We start from the raw sequence: 22,550 nt of genomic DNA on the forward strand, positions 1-22,550 counted from the left end.
ATCATTCCTTTATGATGATATGTTCTTCTCTTTTAGAGTCAAACATTTTAATTTGCTCTGCATTTTCTATTTTATAAGGTTTTTGCATAACATCTTGCTGAGTTTTAAGACCCCAAACAGTAAGTCCAGCTAAAATCGATAACAATAAAACAGTTGCTATTAACATTCCACTAACGCCTGAAAGTGAAAATACACATCTATTTGAATTTTCCATTATTCACCCCTTGAAAGAGAAATCACATATTCACTAACTGCTTCTTTTTGAAGCTCATTTAACAACCCATTGTTAAAATGAGGCATTACCCCTATACTTCCTGCTTTACCACGATTTAAAACATCTACTACAAATTCAGCACTGCCATATTTTGTTAAATCTGGAGCTACTAACTGACCATCAATAGTTCCTTTTCCATCTTCACCATGACATACTGTACAAGTTACAAAAAGTTCTTTTCCTTTTGCTATAAGTTGAGGATTTTCAGTTTTTTTAATCGCTGAAATTTCAGAAGCAACATAAGCTGCAATTGCAGGAATATCAGCTTCATCTATACCATTATCCGCTGCGCTTAACATCTCGCCCATAGGATAATTCATACCTTTAGAACCTTTAGTAATTACTTCTATAAGTCCTTCTTCTGAGCCCCAAATATTAAGATTTTGTGCTTTTCCATTAATACCATCACCGGTAATTCCATGACAAGAAGAACATTGAACCAAGAAAATATTTTTACCCATTTCTTGTTTATCTTGTGCACTTAAATTTGCAAATTTCTGCGCAAATTTCTCATTATGTGCTTGCACTTCTTTGTTATACTCACCAATTTGAGAATAGCTATTTAAAGGATATCCCCAAAGAAAATACCATATACACCACACTATAGCCAAGAAAAATACAACAGCCCAGCCAAGTGGTATAGGATTTTTAAACTCGCCTATACCATCCCAACTATGCTCACTTAGTTCGCCTTGGCTTTTTTCTTCTTTCATACTTTTAAACAATTTTCCTACCACAACAAGCGTAATTAGTATGATAAGAATTGCTCCGATAAAAGATAATAAATTAACATTATCTTGTAAATTCAACCATTGCATTAAGCACTCCTTTTATTTTGCTCTAAAACACGATCGCTGATTTCATCATGCAATGCCAAATCAGCGTATTTTTCATAGTTTCTTCTACCTGTTTTTTCAGATCTATACAAATGAAACCAATAAGAATACAAAACTACCACTAAAAATACTACAAGAGCAAAAAAACCATAAGCTTGTAGCTCTCTTATTAGTTCTAAATCCATAGTTTTTCCTATTTTAAGCTGTTAAGATACGCAATCAAAGCTACAATCTCTCTAATTTCACCTCTAGCAAACGCATCTTTAACATCTTGATTTTTCATTTGATCTACTATAGCTTGAGCTTCTGCTTTAACTTCTGCTTGAGCCTCTTCCCAAGTACCTAGTTTTGTACCATTTTCAGTATCATAAGGCACATTGAAAACTTTTTTTACAGTTAGTGCTTCTGCATAAGCTGTTTCTATATTTGCATTATTGCTAAACATATGTTTATAAGCTGGCATAATAGAACCAGGGACAACTGAAACTGGATCCCACATGTGATTTTCATGCCAATCTGTTGTTCTAAAATTACCTATACGCAATAAATCAGGTCCTGTTCTTTTTGAACCCCATAAAAATGGTCTATCATAAGCATATTCACCACTAACTGAGTACATACCATAACGATCTGTTTCTGATTTAAAAGGACGAATAAGTTGTGAATGACATGCATTACAACTTTCTTTAATATAAGCATGACGTCCTGCAAGTTGTAAAACTGTATAAGGTTTTTTACCTTCAATTGGTCTTGCATTCTGAGCAAAATCAGGTAAAACTTCTACAATACCTGCATATGCAATCACTATAAATACTGCCACAGCAAAAAAGAATGGATTTTTTTCTAACCAACTAAACATATTTTTCCTCCTTATGCTGCCATAGGTGAAGCACTTTTTGGCTCTTTATCAAGCACTCTACCCACTGAAATTGATTTATAAATATTATAAACAAACATGAAAAATCCTACTAAGTATAACAAGCCACCCACAGCTCTAATCCAATAATAAGGAACAATAGCTTCAACAGTATCAATAAAAGTATAAAGTAAGTTACCATACTCATCAGTAGCTCTCCACATCATACCTTGAGTAATACCTGCTATCCACATAGAACTAAAGTACAATACTATACCTGTAGTTTGAATCCAAAATTGAGCTTCCATTAATGATTTGCTATATAGTTCTCTTTTAAACATTCTAGGCACCATATGATAAAGTGCAGCCATAGTCATAAAGCCAACCCAACCTAAAGTACCATCATGAACATGTCCTGGAATCCAATCTGTAAAGTGTGCTAATGCATTAACTGATTTAATAGAAAGAATAGGACCTTCTAAAGTTGAGAACATATAGAAAGTTGAAGCTAAAATCATAAATTTAATCAACGGACTTTCTCTTAATTGACTCCACTCACCTTTCATAGTAAGTAAGATATTAATTGCTGAACCCCAAGAAGGTAAAATAAGTACAATTGAAAAAACTGAACCCATAGTTTGCATCCAATCAGGCACAGTAGAATAAATCAAGTGGTGTCCACCCGCCCATAGATAAACAAACATTAAGCCCCAAAACGCAAATAAAGATAACTTATATGAGAAAATTGGCTGACCACTTTCTTTTGGTAAGAAATAATAAATTTGAGCAATAATACCAACAGTAAATACAAATGCAACAGCATTATGTCCATACCACCATTGAACTAATGCATCATTAGTTCCTGCATACATAGAAACACTATGCCACCAATCGCCCATTCCACTTACAAAATAAGTTGGAACTGCCATATTATTAAACAAATAAAGCATTGCTATACCTAAGAAGGTAGCTATATAATACCAAAGTGAAACGTATAAAGTTTTTTCACGGCGAATTCCAATAAGCCCAAAAATACTTACACCCCATAAAACCCAAACTAAAACTACCAATATATCAAGTGGCCATTCAAGCTCTGCGTATTCTTTTGAAGTACTAATACCTGCAAACAAAGTAATAACAGCTATAATCATAGTGATCATATAAAGCCAAAAATGTAGTTTACCAACAAACATTAAAAAGCTTGATTCTGCCATACTAACTTTTAGCACACGCTGACCAATATAATACCAAGTAGCCCAAATTCCTGAGAGCATAAAACCAAAAATTACACCTGAAGTGTGCAATGGTCTAAGTCTTGAAAAAGTGCCATACTCACCAGCTAAATAGTTTAAATCCGGATAAGCCATTTGAAAGGCAATAAGCGTTCCAATAGCCATACCAATAACACCAAACAATAAGGTAGCAAACATAAAATATTTAGCAACCGTATAGTCATAGTTTAATGCATTTCCTGGGTGCATTTCCTCTCCTTAAGTTTTTTTCTGCAATATGCAATCGCTATATTATATGATAATTATCATCTTTTTTAGCTTAAAATCACAATGATTAATCATCTATTAAGAATTATAAGTAAATAATAAAATTTATCGAGTTAAAGAAAAACCTATATAAGAAAAATACAAGCCATAAAAAAATATTAAAATATAAGAAATCAAACTAGCTGTTTTTTGAAATTTTTCACTCAGTGTTTTAGAAAAATAAGCAAAAAATACCAAAGCAGGCAGTGTTGAAAGTCCAAAAACAAGCATAATTAACGCTGACAAGTATACATTTTGTACACTCATTCCAAAAGCTATATAAAAATACACCAAGCCACAAGGTACAAAACCATTTAAAAAGCCTAAAAAAATAGTACTTTTTAAAGACTTATTTTGAATTAATCTTGAAATGTTTTTTTTAATGACACAGTCAAAAATTAAAGAGCTTTCAAAAAAAGCTAATAATTTTCCTTTAAAAATTAAAGCAAAAGCTAAAACCACCATAAAAATCCCGATAATAAAAAGCATTATACCTTTTGCAAATTCGCTAAAAGAAAATAAATTTCCAAAAAATCCAAAAAATATGCCCAAACAGACATAGGCAAAAATTCTAGATAAATGATAAGAGAAAATCAAAAGAGAAAAAGGGAGTTTGATCTGCTTTGAAAGCTGAGTATAAGCTAAAATAAAACCTCCGCACATTCCATAACAATGTCCAAAGCTAGAAAGAAAAGCTATACTCGCTAAAGCAATAAAATCTAAATTCACAAAAGCTCTAAAAATTCTTTAAAGATGTATTTGCTCTCATGTGGTCCTGAGGAACTTTCTGGGTGATGTTGCACTGAAATGATAGGATAATTTTTGTATTTTACACCCTCTACATTATCACCAAATAAATTTCTATGAGTAATTATTGCAACCTCTGCTATTTCTTCAGGAACATTATAGTTGTGATTTTGCGCTGTGATTTCTACTGTATTATTTATAAGATTAATTACTGGATGATTTGCTCCATGTTGACCAAATTTCATCTTATAAGTTTCATAACCAAATGCATTACTTAAAAGCTGGTGTCCTAAACAAATACCTAGCATAGGAATTTTTGCTTCTGCTAATTTTTTAATCTCTGCAATTTCATCTTTTAAAATTTTTGGCTCACCTGGTCCATTGGATAAAAATACCCCATGAATTACACCTTTTTGGTATAAATCAATCAAATCTTTTGCCTTGGTATTATAAGGAAAAACCTCTACTTCAAGTCCTACACTCACAAGTTCATTTAAAATATTTTCTTTTACACCATAATCAATCACAGCTACTTTTTTACCATTTGCTTTTACATTCTCATAAGTTTTGTTGCTATGATCCCAAGCACCTTTATTATGCTTATAAGAGCTTTTAGTGCTAACTTGTGCTACATAATTTACCTCATCAATTTTAGCACTAGAAAGAAGCATTTTCTTAAGCTCTTCTTTGTCTTTAATTTCAGTAGATATTACAGCTCTTAAATTTCCTTGATCTCTAATCATTTTAACTAAAAATCTAGTATCAATTTCGCAAAGTCCTATTTTGCCATGGTTTTTCAAATAAGCACTCAAAGAATCATTGGCTCTAAAATTAGAATAATCTTCATTTAATTCCCTTATGATCATACCGCTAGCAAAAACTTCTTTGCTTTCATTATCTTCATCATTAACGCCAACTATACCAATTTCTGGCATTGAAAAAACCACAAATTGACCCGCATATGAAGGATCAGAAATAATCTCTTGATAGCCCGTTAAAGAAGTATTAAAAACAAGCTCACCAAAAAAAGTTCCACTTTCTCCAAAAGCCTTTGCACTTAAAAAAACATCATTTTCTACATAAATATATGCTTTCATAAAAGTCCCTTTTTTCTAAGCTCTTCTTGGTAAAGCTTTTCAAACACCAATTCATATTCTTCAGAACCTGGGATAAGCTTTCTTTTATAATTTGAAATTTTTTCATAAACCAAATCTTCTAAATTTTCATACTCTTTTAAATAAGACATAATACTTGAGAAAATGAGATTTTTCACACGATTTTCTGATACATTATAGTTTATCAAATCCTCTTCTACTAAATTTTCTAAAATTTTGTGAGAAAGGTTATTGTATCTATCTTCACTATCAAGCATAAATTTAAACTCATTTGCCAATTTTTTCTTAATCATCCAAAACATACTTTTTCTATCTATTTGCATAAACTCAATTTCATCTTCTTGACTTTCTAAAAGCTCTTTTGCCTTTTCATCAAGCTTACGTTCATTTAAAACATCTATTTCTATAATTTCTTTTGCTATTTTTAAAAGCTTTTGACTATCATCTTTAATTTTTACAAAAGAAGAGTGCATTAAATCAAGTATTATTTTATTTGCTATATAAGGTATGTGAGCTGGTTTGATACGCATTTATTCACCTTTTTATTTTTATTGAAATAATACTAAAAAAAAGGTAAAAACTGCTTAAAACTTACTGCGAACTTGCATTTTGATCTAAATTTTTCAAAAGTAGTGTTAAATCCGAAGCTTTTTTAGGTTCCATTTTTGCCATAATAGATGAAATTTTTCTAGGATCTAATGAAAGTAGAATTTTTGAAGCTTCATCAGGTTCCATTTCACTTAATATACCTGCAACAGCCACATCTTTCATTTTTGCATAGATTTCTGTAATACGCCCCATAGTTTTATCATTAATCGCTTGAAGATTTTGCCTAGTCGCTTCTAATATACGCTCATTTTGTTCTTTTAGGCTTTTAATTTGTTCTAAACTTGCATTAACATCAGCTTCTTTTTGCACCAGTGCTTGCATTTTTTCTTTTTGTAAAGCTTCAAAAGAAGCTCTATATGCCTCTAAACTTTGCCTTGCCTCATCATATTCTCTAATTTGTTCTTGCATTTGCTCTTTTCTTGCTTCAAAATATTGTTCACAATTTTGCTGTGCATTTACAAAATTTAAAAAAATTAATAAAAATATTATTTTTTTCATTATTTATCCTTATTAAAATGCCTTGTTATAGCAAGCTCGTCTATAAATTTTTCCTCTTCTTTTTGTAAAGCCTTTTGAATCTTTTTTAATTCTTCATTTTCTAAAACTTTGATTTTTTCAAATTCCAAATGAGCTTTTTTATATAAATGCTGATGGTGCGCTAATTCTTTTTTGGTTAAATCTAATTTTTGTTTAACTCTTTGCTTGCCCTCTCTTGCGATTTCTTGCATTTTTAAAGACGATCTTAACAAAGCTATCGAACCCTTTTCGGCCAAAGCTAAGCTTTCGCAAGTTTTTGAGGCTTCTTTAAGCTCTTCTTCACACTGCAAAAGCTTTTGTCTTGTTTTGGTTAAATTTGCTTCCGCTTTATCAAGCTGTTGTTTTCTAAGCTTAATCACAGAAGAATATTTGCTTTTCATAAAATGATAGTATCTTCTCTTTCAGGGCTTGTAGAGATATAGCCCACTTTAACACCACTTAATTCTTCTAAACGTTTAATGTATTTTTTGGCATTTTCAGGTAACAAATCATAATCCCTAATCCCTGCAACTTTGTCCCAACCCTCCATTACTTCATAAATAGGTTTAGCATTTTCTAAATCACAAGGTACATAATCTATTTCTTGTCCCTTATACTCATAAGCTTTACAAATTTTAACACTTTCAAAACCATCTAATACATCAAGTTTCATTAATGATAAAGTATCTAAGCCATTTAACCTTGCGGTATATCTTACCGCAATCGCATCAAACCAACCACATCTTCTTTTTCTACCTGTACTTACACCGATTTCTTTACCAATAAGCCCTATTTTTTCACCATCTTCGCCTAAATCTTCACTTGGAAAAGCTCCATTTCCCACTCTTGTTGTATAAGCTTTTACTATACCTATAACTTTTCCAATTTCTTTTGGATTTAACCCCAAACCACTTAAAGCTCCAGCTGAGATAGTTGTTGAACTAGTAACATAAGGATAAGTTCCATGGTCAATATCAAGCATTGATCCTTGCGCGCCTTCTAATAATACTTTTTTATCCTCATCTAAAGCTTTCCAAAGCATTCTTGTAGTATCTGTAATATATGGCGCCAATACTTCTTTAAAGCGTTTTAAATCTTTTAAGATTTCATCATAACTAGGCATTGCGATACCTAAAGCATCAAAATAAGTTTTTTTAAGTTCAAAATCTTTCATTAAATTTTCACAAAGTTTTTCAGGCTCTAGCAACTCCCCTACTCTATGTCCATTACGACTTATTTTATCTTCATAACTTGGTCCTATACCTTTGCCTGTTGTACCTATAGCTTTATCGCCTTTAAGTCTTTCTCTTGCTTGATCAATCAAAGCATGGTGGTTTAAATTTAAATGAGCCCTATCACTTATAAATAATCTTCCTTCTAAATTTTCAAATTGAGCCATTTCACTAATTAATACATCAGGATTAACTACAACCCCATTTCCTATAACATTAATACATTGCTTATTTAAAACACCTGATGGCATTAAATGTAAAGCATATCTTATACCATCAACCCATATAGTGTGACCTGCATTATGTCCACCTGCACTCCTGCAAACATAATCATAATTTTCGCATAGTTTATCAACTATCTTACCTTTACCCTCATCACCCCATTGGATACCAACGACAATATCTGCTTTACTCATAAAAACTCCATTTTGACTTAAATTTGGCGAGAAGGTGAGAGAATCGAACTCCCCAAAAAGTAGTCAACTACCCTTTCATCTGATTTGAAGTCAGTGGCCATCACCAGATAAGCTAACCTTCCAAAAAATATATTATATCTTAATATTTTTAATTAAAACAAAAATTAAATACTTAAAGTTATAAGTGGTTTTGTTTTATTTTATTATCAAAATTCTTAGTTATAATAGTAGTTTTTATTTTAGTGTCAAGTTTTGACAATCACAATTTTTGGATACAACAATGCATTCTTTCAAACAATCTTTTTTTATAAATTTTTGGGATAATTCCAAAGGCATGATTATGCTTGGAATTTTAAGTGCTATTTATTTTGGAATTTTTGGTAGTGTTTGGGCAGTCACTGGCGAAATGACACGCTGGGGTGGAGAGTTTTTAGAATTTTTTGGTATGGACTTAAGCTCTTATTCTTATTATCAAAAGCAAAATTTAAACGGTACTCCCTTAACAAGAATTGATGGTATTATGCTTATAGGTATGTTTATAGGGTGTTTAAGCGCTGTATTTTTAGCAAATAAATTCAAATGGCGCTTACCTGCTAGCAAAATTCGAATTTTTCAAGCTATTATAGGTGGAATTTTATCTGGTTTTGGCGCAAGACTTGCCTTTGGATGTAACTTGGCAAATTTTTTTACAGGCTTGCCTTATTTTTCTTTACATACTTGGGTTTTTACTTTATTTATGATTTTAGGGATTTATTTAGCTGTTAAAGTTTGCAATCTATCACCTTTTAAACCAAAAGCCAAATTACAACGTGTTTGTAAAGAAAACCAGCCATTAAAAACGCACAATAAAACCGCAAAGATATATTTTTATATAGGACTTGGTGTATTTATAATTTTTATAACTTATGTTGTACTTATACTACAAAAACAACCTTTAAATATTAACAACAAAGAAAGCATTCTTCCTTTAGCGTTAATATTTGGCTTTGTTTTTGGTTTTATCATATCTAGAGCTCAAATTTGCTTTACTTCTTGCTTTAGAGATTTATTTTTATTTGGTAGAGATAATGCCATAAAGGGAGCTTTAATAGGTATGATTATAGCTTGTTTAATAGCTTTTGCATTTATCTTACAAGGACACACTAGCAAAATAATAGAAATATCACCAAATATTGCTTTAGGTGCTTTTTTATTTGGCTTTGGGATAGTTTTTGCCGGAGGATGCGAGTGTGGCTGGATGTATCGAGCTTGTGAAGGACAAAGTCATTTTATTATAGTGGGTATTGCAAATATTATTGGCACTATGATATTAGCTTTAAGCTACGATTATTTTCCAAATTTCTTAACAGATGGAGTAAAGATTCATCTTTTAAATGAATTTGGTTATTTTAATGGTTTAGTAATCAATTTAACTTTATTTGCAATTTTATTTTTATTTATATTAAAGTTTAAAAAATCATTCTTTTTCAAACAAAATAAAAAAGGGAAAATATGATTATTCATTATAGTTTAAATTTAGAAGGTGAAGCTTGTCCATACCCTGCTATAGCTACTATTGATGCCTTAAAAGAACTAAAATCAGGTGAAGTTTTAGAAATTTTATGCGACTGTCCGCAAAGTATAAATTCTATACCTCAAGATGCTAAAAATCGTGGTTTTGAAATTCTAGAAATAAATCAAGATGGCCCAACGCTTAGATTTTTAATTCAAAAGCCTTAGAATGCTAGAAACAAATAGACTAATAATAAGAAAATTTACTATTGAAGATACTGAACATTTATTTTCTATATTAAGTGATGAGGAAGTTAATAAATATTTACCCTGGTTTCCTTTTACAAGTATAGAACAAACTAAAAAACATTTAGATGAATTTTATATAAGAACAAATAACCAGAATAATTTTTATAGATATGCTGTTTGTTTAAAAGAAAATAATATTCCTATAGGCTATATTCATTTTGAAAACAATAATACCTCTAATGATTTCGGGTACGGATTAAAAAAAGAATATTGGTCTAAAGGCATTATAACAGAAGCTTGTAAAAAAGTTATAGAAAAATTAAAAAACGATAACATAAAATATATTACAGCTACACATGATATTAGTAATATTGCAAGCGGCAAAGTAATGAAAAAATTAAGTATGACTTATAAATATAGTTATGAAGAATTATGGCAGCCTAAAAATATAAAAGTAATATTTAGAATGTATCAATTAAATTTAGATGGAAATAACGATAGAGTTTATAAAGAATATTGGAATAAATACTCTAATCATTTCATAGAATTTAATACCTCTTCTATACCATAAAATATAGAAGAGATGTGTTAGTTTTATAGATGTTTTAACATTGTTTCATAAGCTGCTTTAGTTCCTGGGCGCACTTTTGTAACCAAGCTTACTAAAACAATCACAACAGAAGCAGCTAAAAATCCTGGAATGATTTCATAAATAGGAAAATTAAGCCACTCGGCTAAGAAATTTTTATATGCTACAACCACAACTGCACCGGTAATCATACCTGCAATAGCAGCGTATCTTGTCATTTTTGACCAAAATAACGAAAAGAGCATTACAGAACCAAAACTTGCTCCAAATCCCGCCCAAGCATAAGCTACTATACTTAATACACTTGAGTTTTTATCAGTAGAAATAACAAAAGCTATCACAGCTACTGCTAAAACACCAAATCTACCTAAAGTCATCACTGTTTTATTAGATGCTTCTTTATTAAAAATTCTTTTATAAAAATCTTCTGCTATAGTTGAACTTGAAACAAGTAATTGCGAACTTGCTGTACTCATAATAGCTGCTAAAATAGCACTAAGTAAAATGCCTGCTATCCAAGGATTAAAAAGTAATTGCGACATTACGATAAAAATCTTTTCAGGATCTTGCAAACTAAGCTCAAATTTACTCACATAAGCTATACCTAAAATACCTATCAAACAAGCACCTATTAAAGATATAACCATCCAAGAAATTCCTACAAAAGTAGCAGTTGGAATATCTTTAGTTGATCTTATAGACATAAAACGCACCAAAATATGTGGCTGACCAAAATATCCAAGTCCCCATGAAAGCGCTGAAACTATACCTAAAAAGCTTAATCCTTCTCCCATAGAAAAAGTATTTGGCTTAATTTCTTTGACTATATTAACAGCTTCACTAAAGCCACCTAAATGATAAATCATCACTATAGGCACAACAATCAAAGCACTCATCATTAATAAACCTTGAATCAAATCCGTCCAACAAACTGCCTTATATCCACCTAAAAATGTATAAGCAACTATAATAACAGTTCCTGTAGTTAAAGCATAATCATATTGAATTCCAAAAGTTGCTTCAAAAAGTTTTGCTCCACCTACAAGCCCCGATGAAACATAAAAAGTAAAGAAAATTAAAATAACAATAGCACAAACCACTCTTAATATATGCTTATCATCATCAAACCTTGTTTCAAAATAATCTGGAATTGTAATAGAATTTGCAATCACACTAGTATAAATTCTAAGTCTTTTTGCTACAAAAGCCCAGTTTAAAAACGCTCCTATACTAAGACCTATTGCAATATAACTTTCAGCCAAACCACTTACATATAACGCTCCTGGTAAACCCATTAAAAGCCAACCGCTCATATCAGAAGCTCCAGCACTAAGTGCTGAAACCACTGGTCCCATAGAACGACCACCTAAAAAATAGTCCTCTGAATTTTTATTTTGTTTATAAAAATAAAATCCGATAAAAAGCATTAATGCTGAATATGCGACAAACATTATCGCAATTTGAGTATTAATTTGAACAACCTCCATTTTATCTCCTTTATATTATTTTAAAGCACGAATGCCTAGATTTCCATAACGATGGAAAGATATACTTAAAGCTTTTTCATTATGATATAAAAGCAACTCAAAACGCCCATTTATTAAAGGCTTAGCATTAGCGATGATTTTTGCACAACTTGCTGCTTTTATGAAAATTTCATCATTAACATCTAATGGAGCAAAATAACGAATTCTCTCATAATCAGCTATTTTGCTAATGAAATTTTCTTTACTTTCTTTAAGGAATAAAGTTTTTGAACTAATTTTTTGATTAATCTTTTGCACAAGATCTATTTTCTCATGCTCATCATAACTTAAAACAAGATCAATATTTAATACACTAGCTGCTAAAATAACTCCTAAAATATCTTTTAAACTATCATCTTTATGCACTCTATAAGCGATATTTTTAACCTTTGTATAAGAAAAAAGATTATCCTCGCCTCTTATATTGACATAATCTTTCGCACTTGCAAATTCATGTTTTGCATGGTAAGCATAGCTTCTTGCCATAGCTTTAATGACTTCAAAATCGGCTTTATCTTTTTCATTTAAATCTAAGCTTAAAGCATTTAAATTTGATACCAATTCATTGTCCAAAACATTTTGATCAGCTTGACTTTGCTCTATATCTAAAAATTGGGTAATGTAATTATAAATTCCAACTTTTCTACCAAAACCAATGGCTGATTTTTTAATACCACCAAAAGGCTGTCTAAGAACTATAGCTCCTGTTGTTGGTTTATTAATATAAATATTTCCTGCCTCTATGTGAGTGTGAAAATACTCCCATTCTCTCTCATCTAAACTTTCAAATCCTGCTGTAAGTCCATAGCCTGTTGAATTTACTATATCAATAGCTTCTTTTAAATCTTTTGCTTTCATTACAGTTAAGATTGGTGCAAAAAGCTCATTCATGTGCGTAAAGTCACCTTTTTTAGTACCATACTTAATCCCTGGAGTTAAAAGATAAGGATTATCATCTACAAATTTAGGTTTTAAAGCCCAACTTTCATACGGAGCTAGCTCATCTAAAGCTTTTTGTAATTTCACATCTGGTTTATCTGCTAAAGCTCCAAGTTTATTTTTAAACACAAATGGATTTCCAACCGCCATAGAACTAGCAGCATCTACCAAAGTCTTTTTAAACTCTTCATCATTATAAACTTCTTCTTCTAAAACTAGTAAAGAAGTAGCAGAGCATTTTTGACCTGAATTTGAAAAAGCTGAATGAATGATATTTTTAATCGCACTATCACGATCAGCAAATTTAGAAACAATAGTTGCGTTTTTACCGCCTGTTTCAGCGCTTAAAAGTAAGGTTGGATTAGCTTTGAGCATTGCATAAGCAGTTTCTTCCCCACCGGTTAATACTGAAAATTTCACACTTTGATCAACAAGTAAGTATTTTGATATATCACTACCTTTAGCAGGTAAGAAAATCAAAGCATCTTTAGGAATTCCTGCATCCCAAAAACATTTACAAAGCATATAACCTGTTAACATCGATAAAGATGAAGGTTTATATATCACTTTATTTCCTGCGGCCAAAGGTGCTGCTATAGTTCCTACTGAAATACCCACTGGGAAATTCCATGGCGCAATCACCACGCCTATACCTTTTGCTTTAAAAGTAGTATTTGGATTTTGCTCTTTTAGTTTTTCCAAAGAATGTGGGTAAAATTCTAAAAAGTCTATAGCCTCACTAACTTCAGGATCAATTTCTAAGAAAGTTTTTCCTACTTCTAAAGCTGCTATACCTATTAAATCTCCTCTACGATCTCTAACAAGTTGAGCAGTTTTTGCTAAAATTTTATAAATTTCATCATGACTTAAATCACTAAAATTTGAGCTCTTAGCTACATCTAAAGCGTATTTGATCTCTGCTTGGCCTGCTAAGTGTGCTTTACCTATAGTGCGATTTTTGATTTTATCTTTAACTTCTACTACTTGTAAATTTTCGTTTTTAATTTCTTCTTTTGCAACCGGATAGACATCATAATTTTCTAAATTTTCATACTTAGCTCTTATACCCTTAGCCCATTCTCTATTTGCTTTTAAGATAAAGTCTGTGTCAGGTTCGTTTTTAAATTCTTTACTCTCATAAGAACTAATAGCCTTTGTTTCATTATTTCTATCTTGAGTTCTATGGGTAGAATTATCCAAACTAGCAACACCTTCTAAAGATTTTAGAAATAATTCTTTTTGTATTTGCCAATTTTTATCATTAATTTTAAGATTGAAAAAATATCTCATGAAATTATCTTCACTAGTATTTTCATCAAGTCTTCTTACTAAGTATGCAATAGCATTGTTAAAATGTGCTTCATCACAAACTGGTGCATAAAGTATAAGATCATGCATTTTAGAAAGCTCATAAGAGCATTGTAAACTCATACCCTCAAGCATTTCAAAAGTAAAAGATGATAAAGCTCCAGCTTGTGAAATTCTAGTATAAGCATAAGCAATTTCAAATAAATTATGACTTGCAATACCTACATTAATATATTTATGATTATCTCCCTCTAAGACAAAATCAAGCATTTTTTTATAGTTACTATCAGTGTCAATTTTTTTATAAAAAGTAGGTAGAGCCCAACCTCTTTGTGAAGCTATAGTTTCTTCACTTTCCATATTCGCTCCTTTAACAAAGCGAATTTTTATAGGCTTCATACCTTTTAAAACTCTTTCTTTAGAAAAGGCAAAAAGTTTTTTCAAATACTCATAAGAATCAGGCAAATAAGCTTGCAAAACAATACCTGCTTTAATATCGTATTTTGCAACACTTTCCATAAAAGCTTCAACGGTTAATTCTAAATCTCTAAATTCTTCCATGTCAAGATTGATAAATTTAGACACACCTTGCTTTTTTTCTTCCTCTAAAGCAAGAGCATATAATTTATCCAATCTTTTTACCACCTCATCTTTAGAGTATTCAAAATCAATGATATTGATTTGGGAAAAAATGGTAGTAATTTTAATAGAAATATAAGTAATATAGCTTGTTTTTAATGCTTCTTCGTATTTTTTCATCCTATAAGCACTCTCAGCTTCACCCAAAACCTCTTCACCAATTAAATTTACATTTAAAGTGATTTTATCTTCATCTTTTCTTTTACACATATGAGGCTCTAAAACACTAGGATTTGCATCTAAAACCATAGCTTTAGTATCTTCTCTTAAATGCTTAATGAAAAATGGCACACTAAGAGTTGGTGCAAATTTTCCAAAATTTAAAAATGAAAAAAGTAAAAATTTTTCAAAAGCACTAAAAAAATCAGCTATACCATATTTGTTTAAAGTATGTTCTATAAGCTCAAAACTCGCACTTTTATCTTTACATCTAAAAGAGCGATCTAAAAGCTCAATTAACATTACTTTATTTTTAGGATTGTTTAAAAGTTTTTGCATTTTGGCATGAAATTCTTTTTCGCTTTGAGAGATATTACTTTCTATCTTTCTTTGTAATTCTTCAGCTAATTGCAAAGCTTTTTGTATCATTTTTTCCTCCACTTTAATAGTTAATATGTATTTATGATACAAAAATTGCAACGAAAATCAACATATATTTATTTGTAATTTATTTTTTTATGTAAAAAAGTAACAAATATAAACATATATTTTTGATTGTAAATAAAATATTAGCGCAATAATAAATAATTATGAGTATTTCTTACACATCTAGCAATAATCTTTGCCTCTATATTGTGATCTTTCAAAATTTTTAAAGCTTCATTTGCTTCATTTTCACTCATACTAGCTAAAAGTCCACCTGAAGTTTGAGGATCAAAATACACTATATCCTCATCTTTTTCATTTAAATTTTCAACCCAAATTTTTAGACTATCTTTGTTTTTATAAGCTCCGGCTGGGATAATCCCTATATTAGCCATTGACAAAACTCCATCCATTAAAGGAATTTCATTTTTATATACTTCTATCATAATTTCTTTATTTAGCATTTCTTTTAAATGCCCCAAAAGACCAAAACCGGTAACATCACTTAAAGCACTAAGACTTTTAAACCTCTTTAAAATACGACTTGCATAAAGATTTAAAAAACTCATTTGTTCTACTGCTTTTAAAATCTTTGCTTTTTCTAGCAAACCAGCCTTGATAGCAGTACTAATAATACCACTACCTATAGGTTTAGTAAGTAAAATCACATCACCATCTTTTGCGCTATTATTAGCTATAAATTTCTTAGGATGAACTACACCTGTTACACTAAGACCAAAAATAAATTCATCATTTTCTATAGTATGCCCACCTACTAGCACAGCACCAGCTTCTTCAACCTTAACTCTAGCACCTTCTAACACTTCAAGTAAAATTTCATTATTAAAATGACAAGTATCAAAGCCTACAATATTTAAAGCATTAATCGCCTCAGCACCCATAGCAAATACATCACTTAAAGCATTTGCAGCAGCTATAGCGCCAAAATGATACGCGCTATCAACCACAGGTGTAATAAAATCAAGAGTTTGCACTAAAGCTAAATCTTCATTTAGCTTATAAACACTTGCATCTTCATTATTATCAATACCACTTAAAATGTTTTCATGCGGTTTTAAAATGCCAAGAATTTTGTCAAGACCCACCGAGTCTAATTTGGCAGCTCAACCCGCAGCTTTTACATATTGGGTTAGTTTTTGATCTTTATATATCATAAAGAGATAATCTTTGCCTTTCCAAAAAGTTCATTTAAAATTTCATAAGCATTACCTATTTTACCTATTTTAAGCTCTTTGCTTTTGCCAAAAAATTCCAAACACGCCCCGCAACTATAAATTTCAACTCCTAAATTTTCAAGTTCTTTCATGGCTTCAAATGCCATATGAGAGCAATCAGTATTCATCAAAACACTATCATTAACACAAAGGATTTTTGCAGGTTTATTAGGTAAATCTTTTAAAGTTTTTAAAAAACCTAGCATTAGATTTTTTCCAAGTTCTCCCTCGCCTACTCTATCACTTTTTAAAAATAACACATTGTATTCTTGTAATTTTTTTTCTTGAGTTTGAGCTATATTGCTATCTTTTACAATGCTAATAATACTCTCATCATCTAAATCTTTAACATTAAATTCCAAATTTAAAGATTTTAAAAATCTCATTACATTTTCTTTAGAAGCTTGAGAATTTAAAAGAATTTCTAAATTTTCATTTTCTTTTAGCTCTTCTAAAGCTTTTTTTGTTTCTATCACAGGACGTGGACAAGCTAAATCTCTACAATCAACTTTCATCTTTTACCTTTTTTATTTAATGATATATTGTTATAACTTGTATTCAAATTAAGTTTTATCTTTTTCTTGATTTTTCTTAAAAAATAATTCTTTAAAGCGTTTATTGGTGTATTCTTCTACATCTTGTTGTAAAATTTTAAAATTTTGAATTAACTCATAAGCTCTTGGAGTAAGTTTGCTACCTGACTCACTTCCTCTTCCTTTTTTAGCAATAAGTAATTCTTCTTTCATATTTTTTTCTAAATCTTGTATATAAAGCCATGCTTTTTTATAATTAATCCCTAGTTGTTTAGCCGCTTGGGAAATACTTCCACATTCTCCTACTAATTCTAAAATATCTGTTTTACCTTTACCAAAAAGCAATTCTCCTTCAGAATTTTCTATCCAAATTTTACTTTTTACATGAAATTTTTTACCTTTTTTTTCTTCAAAACAACCAAGTTCACAGTATTTAACATCAATTTTATAAGTTTTAAGTGTAGCTCTCATATCAGCCATGTTAAAGTCTTTAGCACATTCTAAAGCATCTTTACATGTTATACGACGCTTAGAATCTAATTTTGTTTCTAATTTTTCTAAAATTTCACTTTTTGCTATATTTTTATTTAACTTGCCAAATTGACCTAGCTCACAATCTGAAATTTTTACGCCTAATTCTTCTATAGCAATTTGAAAATCTTCTTTAGAATATTGTTTTAAAAGTTCTAGTGCTTTTTTACAAGTAAGTTTATTATTTTCATCAAGATTTTTTTGAATTTGTAAAATTAGCTCTTCCATGAATTAACCTTGGATTATAAGTAGTAAAAAAGGGTGCTTGTAAACACCCTTTGAATTATTTTACATCAAGTCCTAAATTTTGACCCTTGAGTAAAACTCTTTTTCTATACATTGCACTAACTTCAGCTGCATCGCCAACCAAAAGTGCATTTGTAGAACAAACCGCAGCACACATAGGCACTTTACCTTCTGCGATACGATTTTGTCCATAAAGTTCTCTTTCTTCATGAGAGTTAGTAGGCTCAGGACCACCTGCGCACATAGTACATTTATCCATTTCGCCCTTAATGCCAAAAGCACCATCTCTTGGAAATTGTGGAGCGCCAAAAGGACATGCATAAAGACAATATCCACAACCTATACAAGTTTTTTTATCATGTAAAACAATACCATCAGCTCTAATATAAAAGCATTTTACAGGACAAACTTGCTCACACGGAGCATCTGTGCAGTGTTGGCAAGCAAGAGTTGTTGAAAACTCTTTGCCTTCTATACCTTCATTTAGAGTGATTACTTTTCTCCTATTAATTCCCACTGGCACTTCATGCGCACTTGAACAAGCTACTTGACAAGCAAAGCAAGAAATACAGCGATTATTATCTACATAAAATTTCATTCTAGCCATAACTTACCCCTTAAGCCTTTTCAAGTCTGCAAAGTCCTGCGTTAAACTCAGAAATTTGCGTATTTATATCAAAACCATAGTTAGTAACCGTGTTAGAACTTTCCCCTATAGTATAAGGTTTAGTACCTTCAGGATAATTATAACTTAAATCCACTCCTTGCATAATACCTGCAAAATTATAAGGCAAGCAAATTCTATCTGGTGTAACTGAATGATTATGTACACATTTTACTTTAATCTTAGTACCTTGTGGCGAGTGAATCCACATCATATCACCATCATTTATACCATATTTTAAAGCAAGTTCAGGGTGTACATTAGCAAACATCTCAGGTGTGATTGCAGCAAGATATTTACTAGTTCTCTCAAGCATACCTGCACCACTTAAATTTACTAAGCGCATACTTGAAATAATAGTTGGAAACTCTTTACTCCAATCTGTTTTTTGTTGCTCGCTAATAAATTTACTCTCAACCCTAAAGTTTTTCTCTTGATCACCCCAAGTAGGATATTTTTTAACCAAATCCCAACGAGGTGAGTGAATAGGCTCTCTATGTAGTGGAATAGGATCTGCAAATTCCCAAACTTTCATTCTCGCTCTTGCATTACCTAAACAACAAGCACTTTTTTCTCTACATTTTTCTAAGATTATACCTGAAATATCTGTGCTCCAGCTAGCACCCATTAATTCTTTTTCTTTATCGCTTAGTTTGATATTAAATACTTTTTCGATATTTTCTTTAGTAATTTGTGGGTAGCCACCTTTAACTTTACATCCTTTTGGAGTAAAGGCTTCATCTGCTAATTGAGAATGCCCATCATGCTCTAAACCAAAGCGATTTCTAAAGCCCATACCACCTTCTTCATAAGGAATATCTGTGTTCCACATGATAGAAGTGCCTGGGTGTTGTTTATCCCAACAAGGCCAAGGTAAGCCATAATATTCACCTTTAACTTCACCACCAATACCCCTTTGAGTATCAGGATCAAAATGTTCCCAATTTTGCTGGTGTTTTCTTAGACGTTCAGCTGAAATACCTCTTAAACCTATACTTAAAAGACCATTACTCATTTCTCTTGTGGCATCATCAGGCCATATGAAATTATCATCATTGTCATCTCTTGTTTGTACAAGTTTATGGTCTTTTAATTCCATTTTCATGCCACGAGTGTACTCTTTATAAAAACCAAATTTTTTAGCAAAAGCAAACATAATCTCTTGGTCTTCTTTACTTTCATAAATTGGTTTTACTACTTGAGAACGCCATTGCATAGCACGGTTAGTCGCTGTTACATAACCTTCTGTTTCAAATTGGGTTGAAGCAGGAATAATATAAATACCATCTGGACGATCTGCTAAAACTGCTACTTCATTTACAAAAGGCTCAGCAATTACAATCATATCAAGTTTTTTAAGTGCTTCTTGAATTTTTACCGTATGTGCCATAGAAGTAATACCCGTTCCTTGTACCCAAAGTACACGGATAGGTGAGTTTGAATAAGTTTTTTCTTCATGTAAAACGCCTTGCCACCATTTTGCTAGCGAAAAGCCTTTTTCATGCATCCATTCTTTAGAATAAAATCTTGAATTTAAATACTCTCTCTCAACATTCCATACATTAGAAAAATGATTCCAAGCATTATCATCAAGTCCATAATAAGCTGGTAAAGTATCAGCCAAACAACCCATATCAGTAGCACCTTGAACATTATCATGACCTCTGATGATATTTGTTCCTGCGCCTGGTTTGCCTATATTACCAAGAACGAGTTGCAAGATAGCTAGGATTCTTGTATTAGAGCTACCTACTGAGTGTTGTGTAATACCTAAAGCCCAAAATAGCGTAGCAGGTTTGATTGTAGCTAACATTCTTGTGATTTTTTCAAGTTGAGCAGCTGGAACACCTGTTACATCTTCTACAACTTCAGGAGTCCATTTAGCAGCCTCTGCTTTTATTTCTTCAACCCCATAAGTTCTAGTTTTGATTAGCTCTTTATCTTCCCAACCGTTTTTGAAGATCAAATGAAGCATACCATAAACTAAAGCTATATCTGTACCTGGACGAATTCTCACATATTCATCAGCATGCACTGCAGTTTTTGTAAATACAGGATCTACAACTACTAATTTAGCATTATTACGATCTTTTGCTTGCAATAAGTGTTTAAATCCAATAGGATTAGCCACAGCAGTATTTGCACCAAAAATAATCATCATTTTTGAATGTTTAGTCACATCACCAAAATGATTTGTCATAGCGCCATAACCCCATGTATTCGCCACACCGGCGACTGTTGCGCTGTGTCAAATTCTAGCAACGTGGTCTATATTATTAGTACCCCAAAATGCTGCAAATTTTCTAAAATAATAAGCTTGTTGGTTATTAAATTTAGCTGAACCTAAAAACATAACGCTATCAGGTCCATTTTCTTTACGGATTTCAAGCATTTTATCGCCAATTTCATTGATAGCTTGCTCCCAAGTTAAACGCACCCATTTGCCATTTTCTTTTTTCATAGGATATTTAATACGCTGTTTTGATTTAGTAAGATCGATTTGATCTATCCCTTTACAGCAGTGTGATCCTTGAGAAATAGGATGTTCTATAGCGTTTTCTTGACGCACCCAAACTCCATCTTGTACTTCTGCTTTAATTCCACAGCCTGCACTACAGATACTACAGATTGTTCTAACAATCTTAGAATCTGGATAAGGATTTGCTACTTCTTGTTCGCTTGCAGCTCTAATAGCTTTGTTTTCACTACCAAAAGCCGCGCTTCCAAGACCAGCAATACCAGCAAGCTTAAGAAAATTTCTTCTTGCTAATGCCATCTTCTTCCTTTCTTAATTAGTAAGCTATTTTGTAATATTTTTCCCAATGCATAGTTTTTTTATAAAGCACTTCTTTTTTAGTGCTTTTTCCCAAAACTACAGTATTTTGCTCTTGGTAATCATCTTTAGCTAAAGCATTTACACTTGCTCCAGCTACCACCCCTAAAGCACCAATTTTCAAAGATTTTTTTAAAAAATCCCTTCTTTGATTGGCCTCCATGTTCTCTCCTTTGAAATAAAAGTAAAGAATAACTATAAATACTTATTTTCAAAGTATTTACGCACTTACACAAAATGAATTTTGCATATTTTCACTTAAGATTTTATTTAATTTCTATTTTCATAAAAAGATGATTTTGATAATATGTATTTTGGTAACAAAATACATATTTATTTTTATAATTTGCTAAGTTCTTCTATATTTGTTTTACTAAATTTGGTAGGAAGTCTTGGTTCATAAGGAAGTCTTTGTAAAGCTTCATCTGCTATACTTTTACCTTCTTTTTTTACAGGCGCTTGTACTTCTAAATAAGCCCTTTCGTTTGCAAAAAAGACTTTCATAATATTAGCAATAGCAATGTAAAAATTTGAATTTTTGTGGATTTGTAATTTTTCTATAAACTCATCTATCACAGGGTTTATCACAAAACGAAATAATTGCTGTGCAACTTTTAAATCATGCTCAATAATACTTGCCATAAAAGCAAATAAAAAGCCAAATTCATCTTCACTTTGTCTGCAATCTTCTTTTTTTCTAAATTTGGTTTTTCTAATGATTTCACAAGCTTGAAGCTTCATTTTACCATCATCTCTACCCTCATCGTAAAAAGAAGCGCTAATAGGTACATTCACATAAGAAAAATCAAAAAACACCGCATTTTGTTCTTCTTTAAAACTTACAAAATCACATGCACTAAGTTTTTCAAAATCAGGTTTTAAACTATCATCTAAAGGGCTTTGAGCTAAAACTAAAACTTGCTCATGCCAAATTTTAAACTCTTTTTCATCGATAAAATTAAAAGCTTTTGAAAAAAATTCATAAAAATATTTACGCGAAAGATCAATATCTTGTATCATTAATTTTCCTTGTTATTTTTATT

Annotated in this window: 23 protein-coding genes and 1 tRNA gene; 3 read left to right on the plus strand and 21 right to left on the minus strand. The window is 31.2% G+C overall.

Annotation, left to right across the window (positions count from 1 at the left end; all coding sequences use genetic code 11):
- Position 1: 1 nt before the first annotated feature.
- From CAMP5082_RS01525 to CAMP5082_RS01580, 12 genes are all read right to left on the minus strand, one after another.
- On the minus strand, positions 2-214 hold the full coding sequence (locus CAMP5082_RS01525; protein WP_039617641.1) for a DUF4006 family protein: 213 nt from the start codon (positions 212-214) through the stop codon (positions 2-4).
- Positions 214-1,092 (minus strand): cytochrome-c oxidase, cbb3-type subunit III, encoded by an 879-nt coding sequence (gene ccoP, locus CAMP5082_RS01530; RefSeq protein WP_039628013.1) that lies wholly within the window; start codon positions 1,090-1,092, stop codon positions 214-216. The genes CAMP5082_RS01525 and ccoP overlap by 1 nt, the downstream gene beginning before the upstream one ends.
- The gene (locus CAMP5082_RS01535; RefSeq protein WP_039617636.1) at positions 1,092-1,295 is read right to left on the minus strand and encodes a cytochrome c oxidase, cbb3-type, CcoQ subunit; all 204 of its coding nucleotides are present in this window, start codon (positions 1,293-1,295) and stop codon (positions 1,092-1,094) included. The genes ccoP and CAMP5082_RS01535 overlap by 1 nt, the downstream gene beginning before the upstream one ends.
- Positions 1,296-1,303: 8 nt before the next feature.
- A complete protein-coding gene (ccoO, locus tag CAMP5082_RS01540) occupies positions 1,304-1,969 on the minus strand; it encodes a cytochrome-c oxidase, cbb3-type subunit II (RefSeq protein ID WP_149062087.1) in 666 nt (221 codons plus the stop codon).
- A gap of 11 nt (positions 1,970-1,980) precedes the next feature.
- Positions 1,981-3,447: a cytochrome-c oxidase, cbb3-type subunit I gene (gene ccoN, locus CAMP5082_RS01545; RefSeq protein ID WP_263663810.1), complete on the minus strand. Its 1,467-nt coding sequence runs from the start codon at positions 3,445-3,447 to the stop codon at positions 1,981-1,983.
- 123 nt (positions 3,448-3,570) lie between these two features.
- The gene (locus tag CAMP5082_RS01550) at positions 3,571-4,233 is read right to left on the minus strand and encodes a sulfite exporter TauE/SafE family protein (RefSeq protein ID WP_337205716.1); all 663 of its coding nucleotides are present in this window, start codon (positions 4,231-4,233) and stop codon (positions 3,571-3,573) included.
- Complete coding sequence (gene carA, locus CAMP5082_RS01555; RefSeq protein ID WP_337205717.1) at positions 4,230-5,348, minus strand: glutamine-hydrolyzing carbamoyl-phosphate synthase small subunit; 1,119 nt, start codon at positions 5,346-5,348, stop codon at positions 4,230-4,232. The genes CAMP5082_RS01550 and carA overlap by 4 nt, the downstream gene beginning before the upstream one ends.
- On the minus strand, positions 5,345-5,896 hold the full coding sequence (locus CAMP5082_RS01560; protein WP_039617626.1) for a DUF507 family protein: 552 nt from the start codon (positions 5,894-5,896) through the stop codon (positions 5,345-5,347). Before CAMP5082_RS01560 ends, carA begins: the two co-directional genes overlap by 4 nt.
- A gap of 61 nt (positions 5,897-5,957) precedes the next feature.
- Complete coding sequence (locus tag CAMP5082_RS01565) at positions 5,958-6,473, minus strand: MotE family protein (RefSeq protein ID WP_115645129.1); 516 nt, start codon at positions 6,471-6,473, stop codon at positions 5,958-5,960.
- Positions 6,473-6,892, minus strand: coding sequence for a flagellar FliJ family protein (locus CAMP5082_RS01570; protein ID WP_257914005.1), 420 nt, complete (start codon positions 6,890-6,892; stop codon positions 6,473-6,475). Before CAMP5082_RS01570 ends, CAMP5082_RS01565 begins: the two co-directional genes overlap by 1 nt.
- Complete coding sequence (locus tag CAMP5082_RS01575) at positions 6,889-8,139, minus strand: adenylosuccinate synthase (protein WP_257914006.1); 1,251 nt, start codon at positions 8,137-8,139, stop codon at positions 6,889-6,891. Before CAMP5082_RS01575 ends, CAMP5082_RS01570 begins: the two co-directional genes overlap by 4 nt.
- Before the next feature lie 24 nt (positions 8,140-8,163).
- A tRNA-Sec gene (locus CAMP5082_RS01580) sits at positions 8,164-8,261 on the minus strand.
- 158 nt (positions 8,262-8,419) lie between these two features.
- On the opposite strand from CAMP5082_RS01580, the gene yedE reads away from it, so the two are divergent.
- Genes yedE through CAMP5082_RS01595 form a run of 3 tightly spaced genes read left to right on the plus strand, consistent with a single transcriptional unit; the run spans position 8,420 to position 10,450 of the window.
- Complete coding sequence (gene yedE, locus CAMP5082_RS01585; RefSeq protein ID WP_257914007.1) at positions 8,420-9,634, plus strand: selenium metabolism membrane protein YedE/FdhT; 1,215 nt, start codon at positions 8,420-8,422, stop codon at positions 9,632-9,634.
- Positions 9,631-9,858, plus strand: coding sequence for a sulfurtransferase-like selenium metabolism protein YedF (gene yedF, locus CAMP5082_RS01590; protein WP_012661107.1), 228 nt, complete (start codon positions 9,631-9,633; stop codon positions 9,856-9,858). Before yedE ends, yedF (CAMP5082_RS01590) begins: the two co-directional genes overlap by 4 nt.
- A 1-nt stretch (position 9,859) precedes the next feature.
- Positions 9,860-10,450: a GNAT family N-acetyltransferase gene (locus CAMP5082_RS01595; RefSeq protein ID WP_115645124.1), complete on the plus strand. Its 591-nt coding sequence runs from the start codon at positions 9,860-9,862 to the stop codon at positions 10,448-10,450.
- A 23-nt stretch (positions 10,451-10,473) separates the two neighbouring features.
- Here CAMP5082_RS01595 and putP read toward each other — a convergent pair whose 3' ends face one another.
- The 9 genes from putP to CAMP5082_RS01640 all read right to left on the minus strand — a co-directional run bounded on the left by putP (position 10,474) and on the right by CAMP5082_RS01640 (position 22,527).
- A complete protein-coding gene (putP, locus tag CAMP5082_RS01600; RefSeq protein WP_337205718.1) occupies positions 10,474-11,955 on the minus strand; it encodes a sodium/proline symporter PutP in 1,482 nt (493 codons plus the stop codon).
- 15 nt (positions 11,956-11,970) lie between these two features.
- A complete protein-coding gene (locus tag CAMP5082_RS01605) occupies positions 11,971-15,468 on the minus strand; it encodes a bifunctional proline dehydrogenase/L-glutamate gamma-semialdehyde dehydrogenase (protein ID WP_337205719.1) in 3,498 nt (1,165 codons plus the stop codon).
- Between the two features lie 140 nt (positions 15,469-15,608).
- Positions 15,609-16,640 (minus strand): selenide, water dikinase SelD, encoded by a 1,032-nt coding sequence (gene selD / locus CAMP5082_RS01610; protein WP_337205720.1) that lies wholly within the window; start codon positions 16,638-16,640, stop codon positions 15,609-15,611.
- Positions 16,637-17,215 (minus strand): sulfurtransferase-like selenium metabolism protein YedF, encoded by a 579-nt coding sequence (gene yedF / locus CAMP5082_RS01615; RefSeq protein ID WP_337205721.1) that lies wholly within the window; start codon positions 17,213-17,215, stop codon positions 16,637-16,639. Before yedF (CAMP5082_RS01615) ends, selD begins: the two co-directional genes overlap by 4 nt.
- Before the next feature lie 48 nt (positions 17,216-17,263).
- Entirely contained in the window at positions 17,264-17,992 is a 729-nt protein-coding gene (locus CAMP5082_RS01620; RefSeq protein WP_337205722.1) for a winged helix-turn-helix domain-containing protein, read from the minus strand.
- 55 nt (positions 17,993-18,047) lie between these two features.
- Positions 18,048-18,617 carry a formate dehydrogenase FDH3 subunit beta gene (fdh3B, locus tag CAMP5082_RS01625; protein WP_039617607.1) on the minus strand — a complete coding sequence of 190 codons (570 nt, stop codon included), beginning with the start codon at positions 18,615-18,617 and terminating at the stop codon, positions 18,048-18,050.
- A gap of 10 nt (positions 18,618-18,627) precedes the next feature.
- A complete protein-coding gene (locus tag CAMP5082_RS01630; protein ID WP_214097741.1) occupies positions 18,628-21,450 on the minus strand; it encodes a formate dehydrogenase subunit alpha in 2,823 nt (940 codons plus the stop codon).
- A 16-nt stretch (positions 21,451-21,466) separates the two neighbouring features.
- Positions 21,467-21,670, minus strand: coding sequence for a twin-arginine translocation signal domain-containing protein (locus CAMP5082_RS01635; protein WP_012661099.1), 204 nt, complete (start codon positions 21,668-21,670; stop codon positions 21,467-21,469).
- Between the two features lie 176 nt (positions 21,671-21,846).
- On the minus strand, positions 21,847-22,527 hold the full coding sequence (locus CAMP5082_RS01640) for a TorD/DmsD family molecular chaperone (RefSeq protein WP_337205723.1): 681 nt from the start codon (positions 22,525-22,527) through the stop codon (positions 21,847-21,849).
- Between the last annotated feature and the right edge of the window lie 23 nt (positions 22,528-22,550).

This window comes from Campylobacter sp. LMG 17559 (assembly GCF_024723605.1).
Lineage (GTDB): Bacteria > Campylobacterota > Campylobacteria > Campylobacterales > Campylobacteraceae > Campylobacter_D.

What these genes read in the sequence shown, in the direction of transcription:
- CAMP5082_RS01605 (WP_337205719.1), bottom strand. Translation starts at nt 15,468, where the DNA reads ATGATACAAAAAGCTTTGCAATTAGCTGAAGAATTACAAAGAAAGATA.
- ccoN (WP_263663810.1), bottom strand. Translation starts at nt 3,447, where the DNA reads ATGCACCCAGGAAATGCATTAAACTATGACTATACGGTTGCTAAATAT.
- CAMP5082_RS01525 (WP_039617641.1), bottom strand. Translation starts at nt 214, where the DNA reads ATGGAAAATTCAAATAGATGTGTATTTTCACTTTCAGGCGTTAGTGGA.
- putP (WP_337205718.1), bottom strand. Translation starts at nt 11,955, where the DNA reads ATGGAGGTTGTTCAAATTAATACTCAAATTGCGATAATGTTTGTCGCA.
- yedF (WP_337205721.1), bottom strand. Translation starts at nt 17,215, where the DNA reads ATGAAAGTTGATTGTAGAGATTTAGCTTGTCCACGTCCTGTGATAGAA.
- CAMP5082_RS01565 (WP_115645129.1), bottom strand. Translation starts at nt 6,473, where the DNA reads ATGAAAAAAATAATATTTTTATTAATTTTTTTAAATTTTGTAAATGCA.
- CAMP5082_RS01570 (WP_257914005.1), bottom strand. Translation starts at nt 6,892, where the DNA reads ATGAAAAGCAAATATTCTTCTGTGATTAAGCTTAGAAAACAACAGCTT.
- ccoP (WP_039628013.1), bottom strand. Translation starts at nt 1,092, where the DNA reads ATGCAATGGTTGAATTTACAAGATAATGTTAATTTATTATCTTTTATC.
- CAMP5082_RS01620 (WP_337205722.1), bottom strand. Translation starts at nt 17,992, where the DNA reads ATGGAAGAGCTAATTTTACAAATTCAAAAAAATCTTGATGAAAATAAT.
- CAMP5082_RS01635 (WP_012661099.1), bottom strand. Translation starts at nt 21,670, where the DNA reads ATGGAGGCCAATCAAAGAAGGGATTTTTTAAAAAAATCTTTGAAAATT.
- ccoO (WP_149062087.1), bottom strand. Translation starts at nt 1,969, where the DNA reads ATGTTTAGTTGGTTAGAAAAAAATCCATTCTTTTTTGCTGTGGCAGTA.
- CAMP5082_RS01535 (WP_039617636.1), bottom strand. Translation starts at nt 1,295, where the DNA reads ATGGATTTAGAACTAATAAGAGAGCTACAAGCTTATGGTTTTTTTGCT.
- CAMP5082_RS01575 (WP_257914006.1), bottom strand. Translation starts at nt 8,139, where the DNA reads ATGAGTAAAGCAGATATTGTCGTTGGTATCCAATGGGGTGATGAGGGT.
- yedE (WP_257914007.1), top strand. Translation starts at nt 8,420, where the DNA reads ATGCATTCTTTCAAACAATCTTTTTTTATAAATTTTTGGGATAATTCC.
- CAMP5082_RS01560 (WP_039617626.1), bottom strand. Translation starts at nt 5,896, where the DNA reads ATGCGTATCAAACCAGCTCACATACCTTATATAGCAAATAAAATAATA.
- carA (WP_337205717.1), bottom strand. Translation starts at nt 5,348, where the DNA reads ATGAAAGCATATATTTATGTAGAAAATGATGTTTTTTTAAGTGCAAAG.
- fdh3B (WP_039617607.1), bottom strand. Translation starts at nt 18,617, where the DNA reads ATGGCTAGAATGAAATTTTATGTAGATAATAATCGCTGTATTTCTTGC.
- CAMP5082_RS01595 (WP_115645124.1), top strand. Translation starts at nt 9,860, where the DNA reads ATGCTAGAAACAAATAGACTAATAATAAGAAAATTTACTATTGAAGAT.
- yedF (WP_012661107.1), top strand. Translation starts at nt 9,631, where the DNA reads ATGATTATTCATTATAGTTTAAATTTAGAAGGTGAAGCTTGTCCATAC.
- CAMP5082_RS01640 (WP_337205723.1), bottom strand. Translation starts at nt 22,527, where the DNA reads ATGATACAAGATATTGATCTTTCGCGTAAATATTTTTATGAATTTTTT.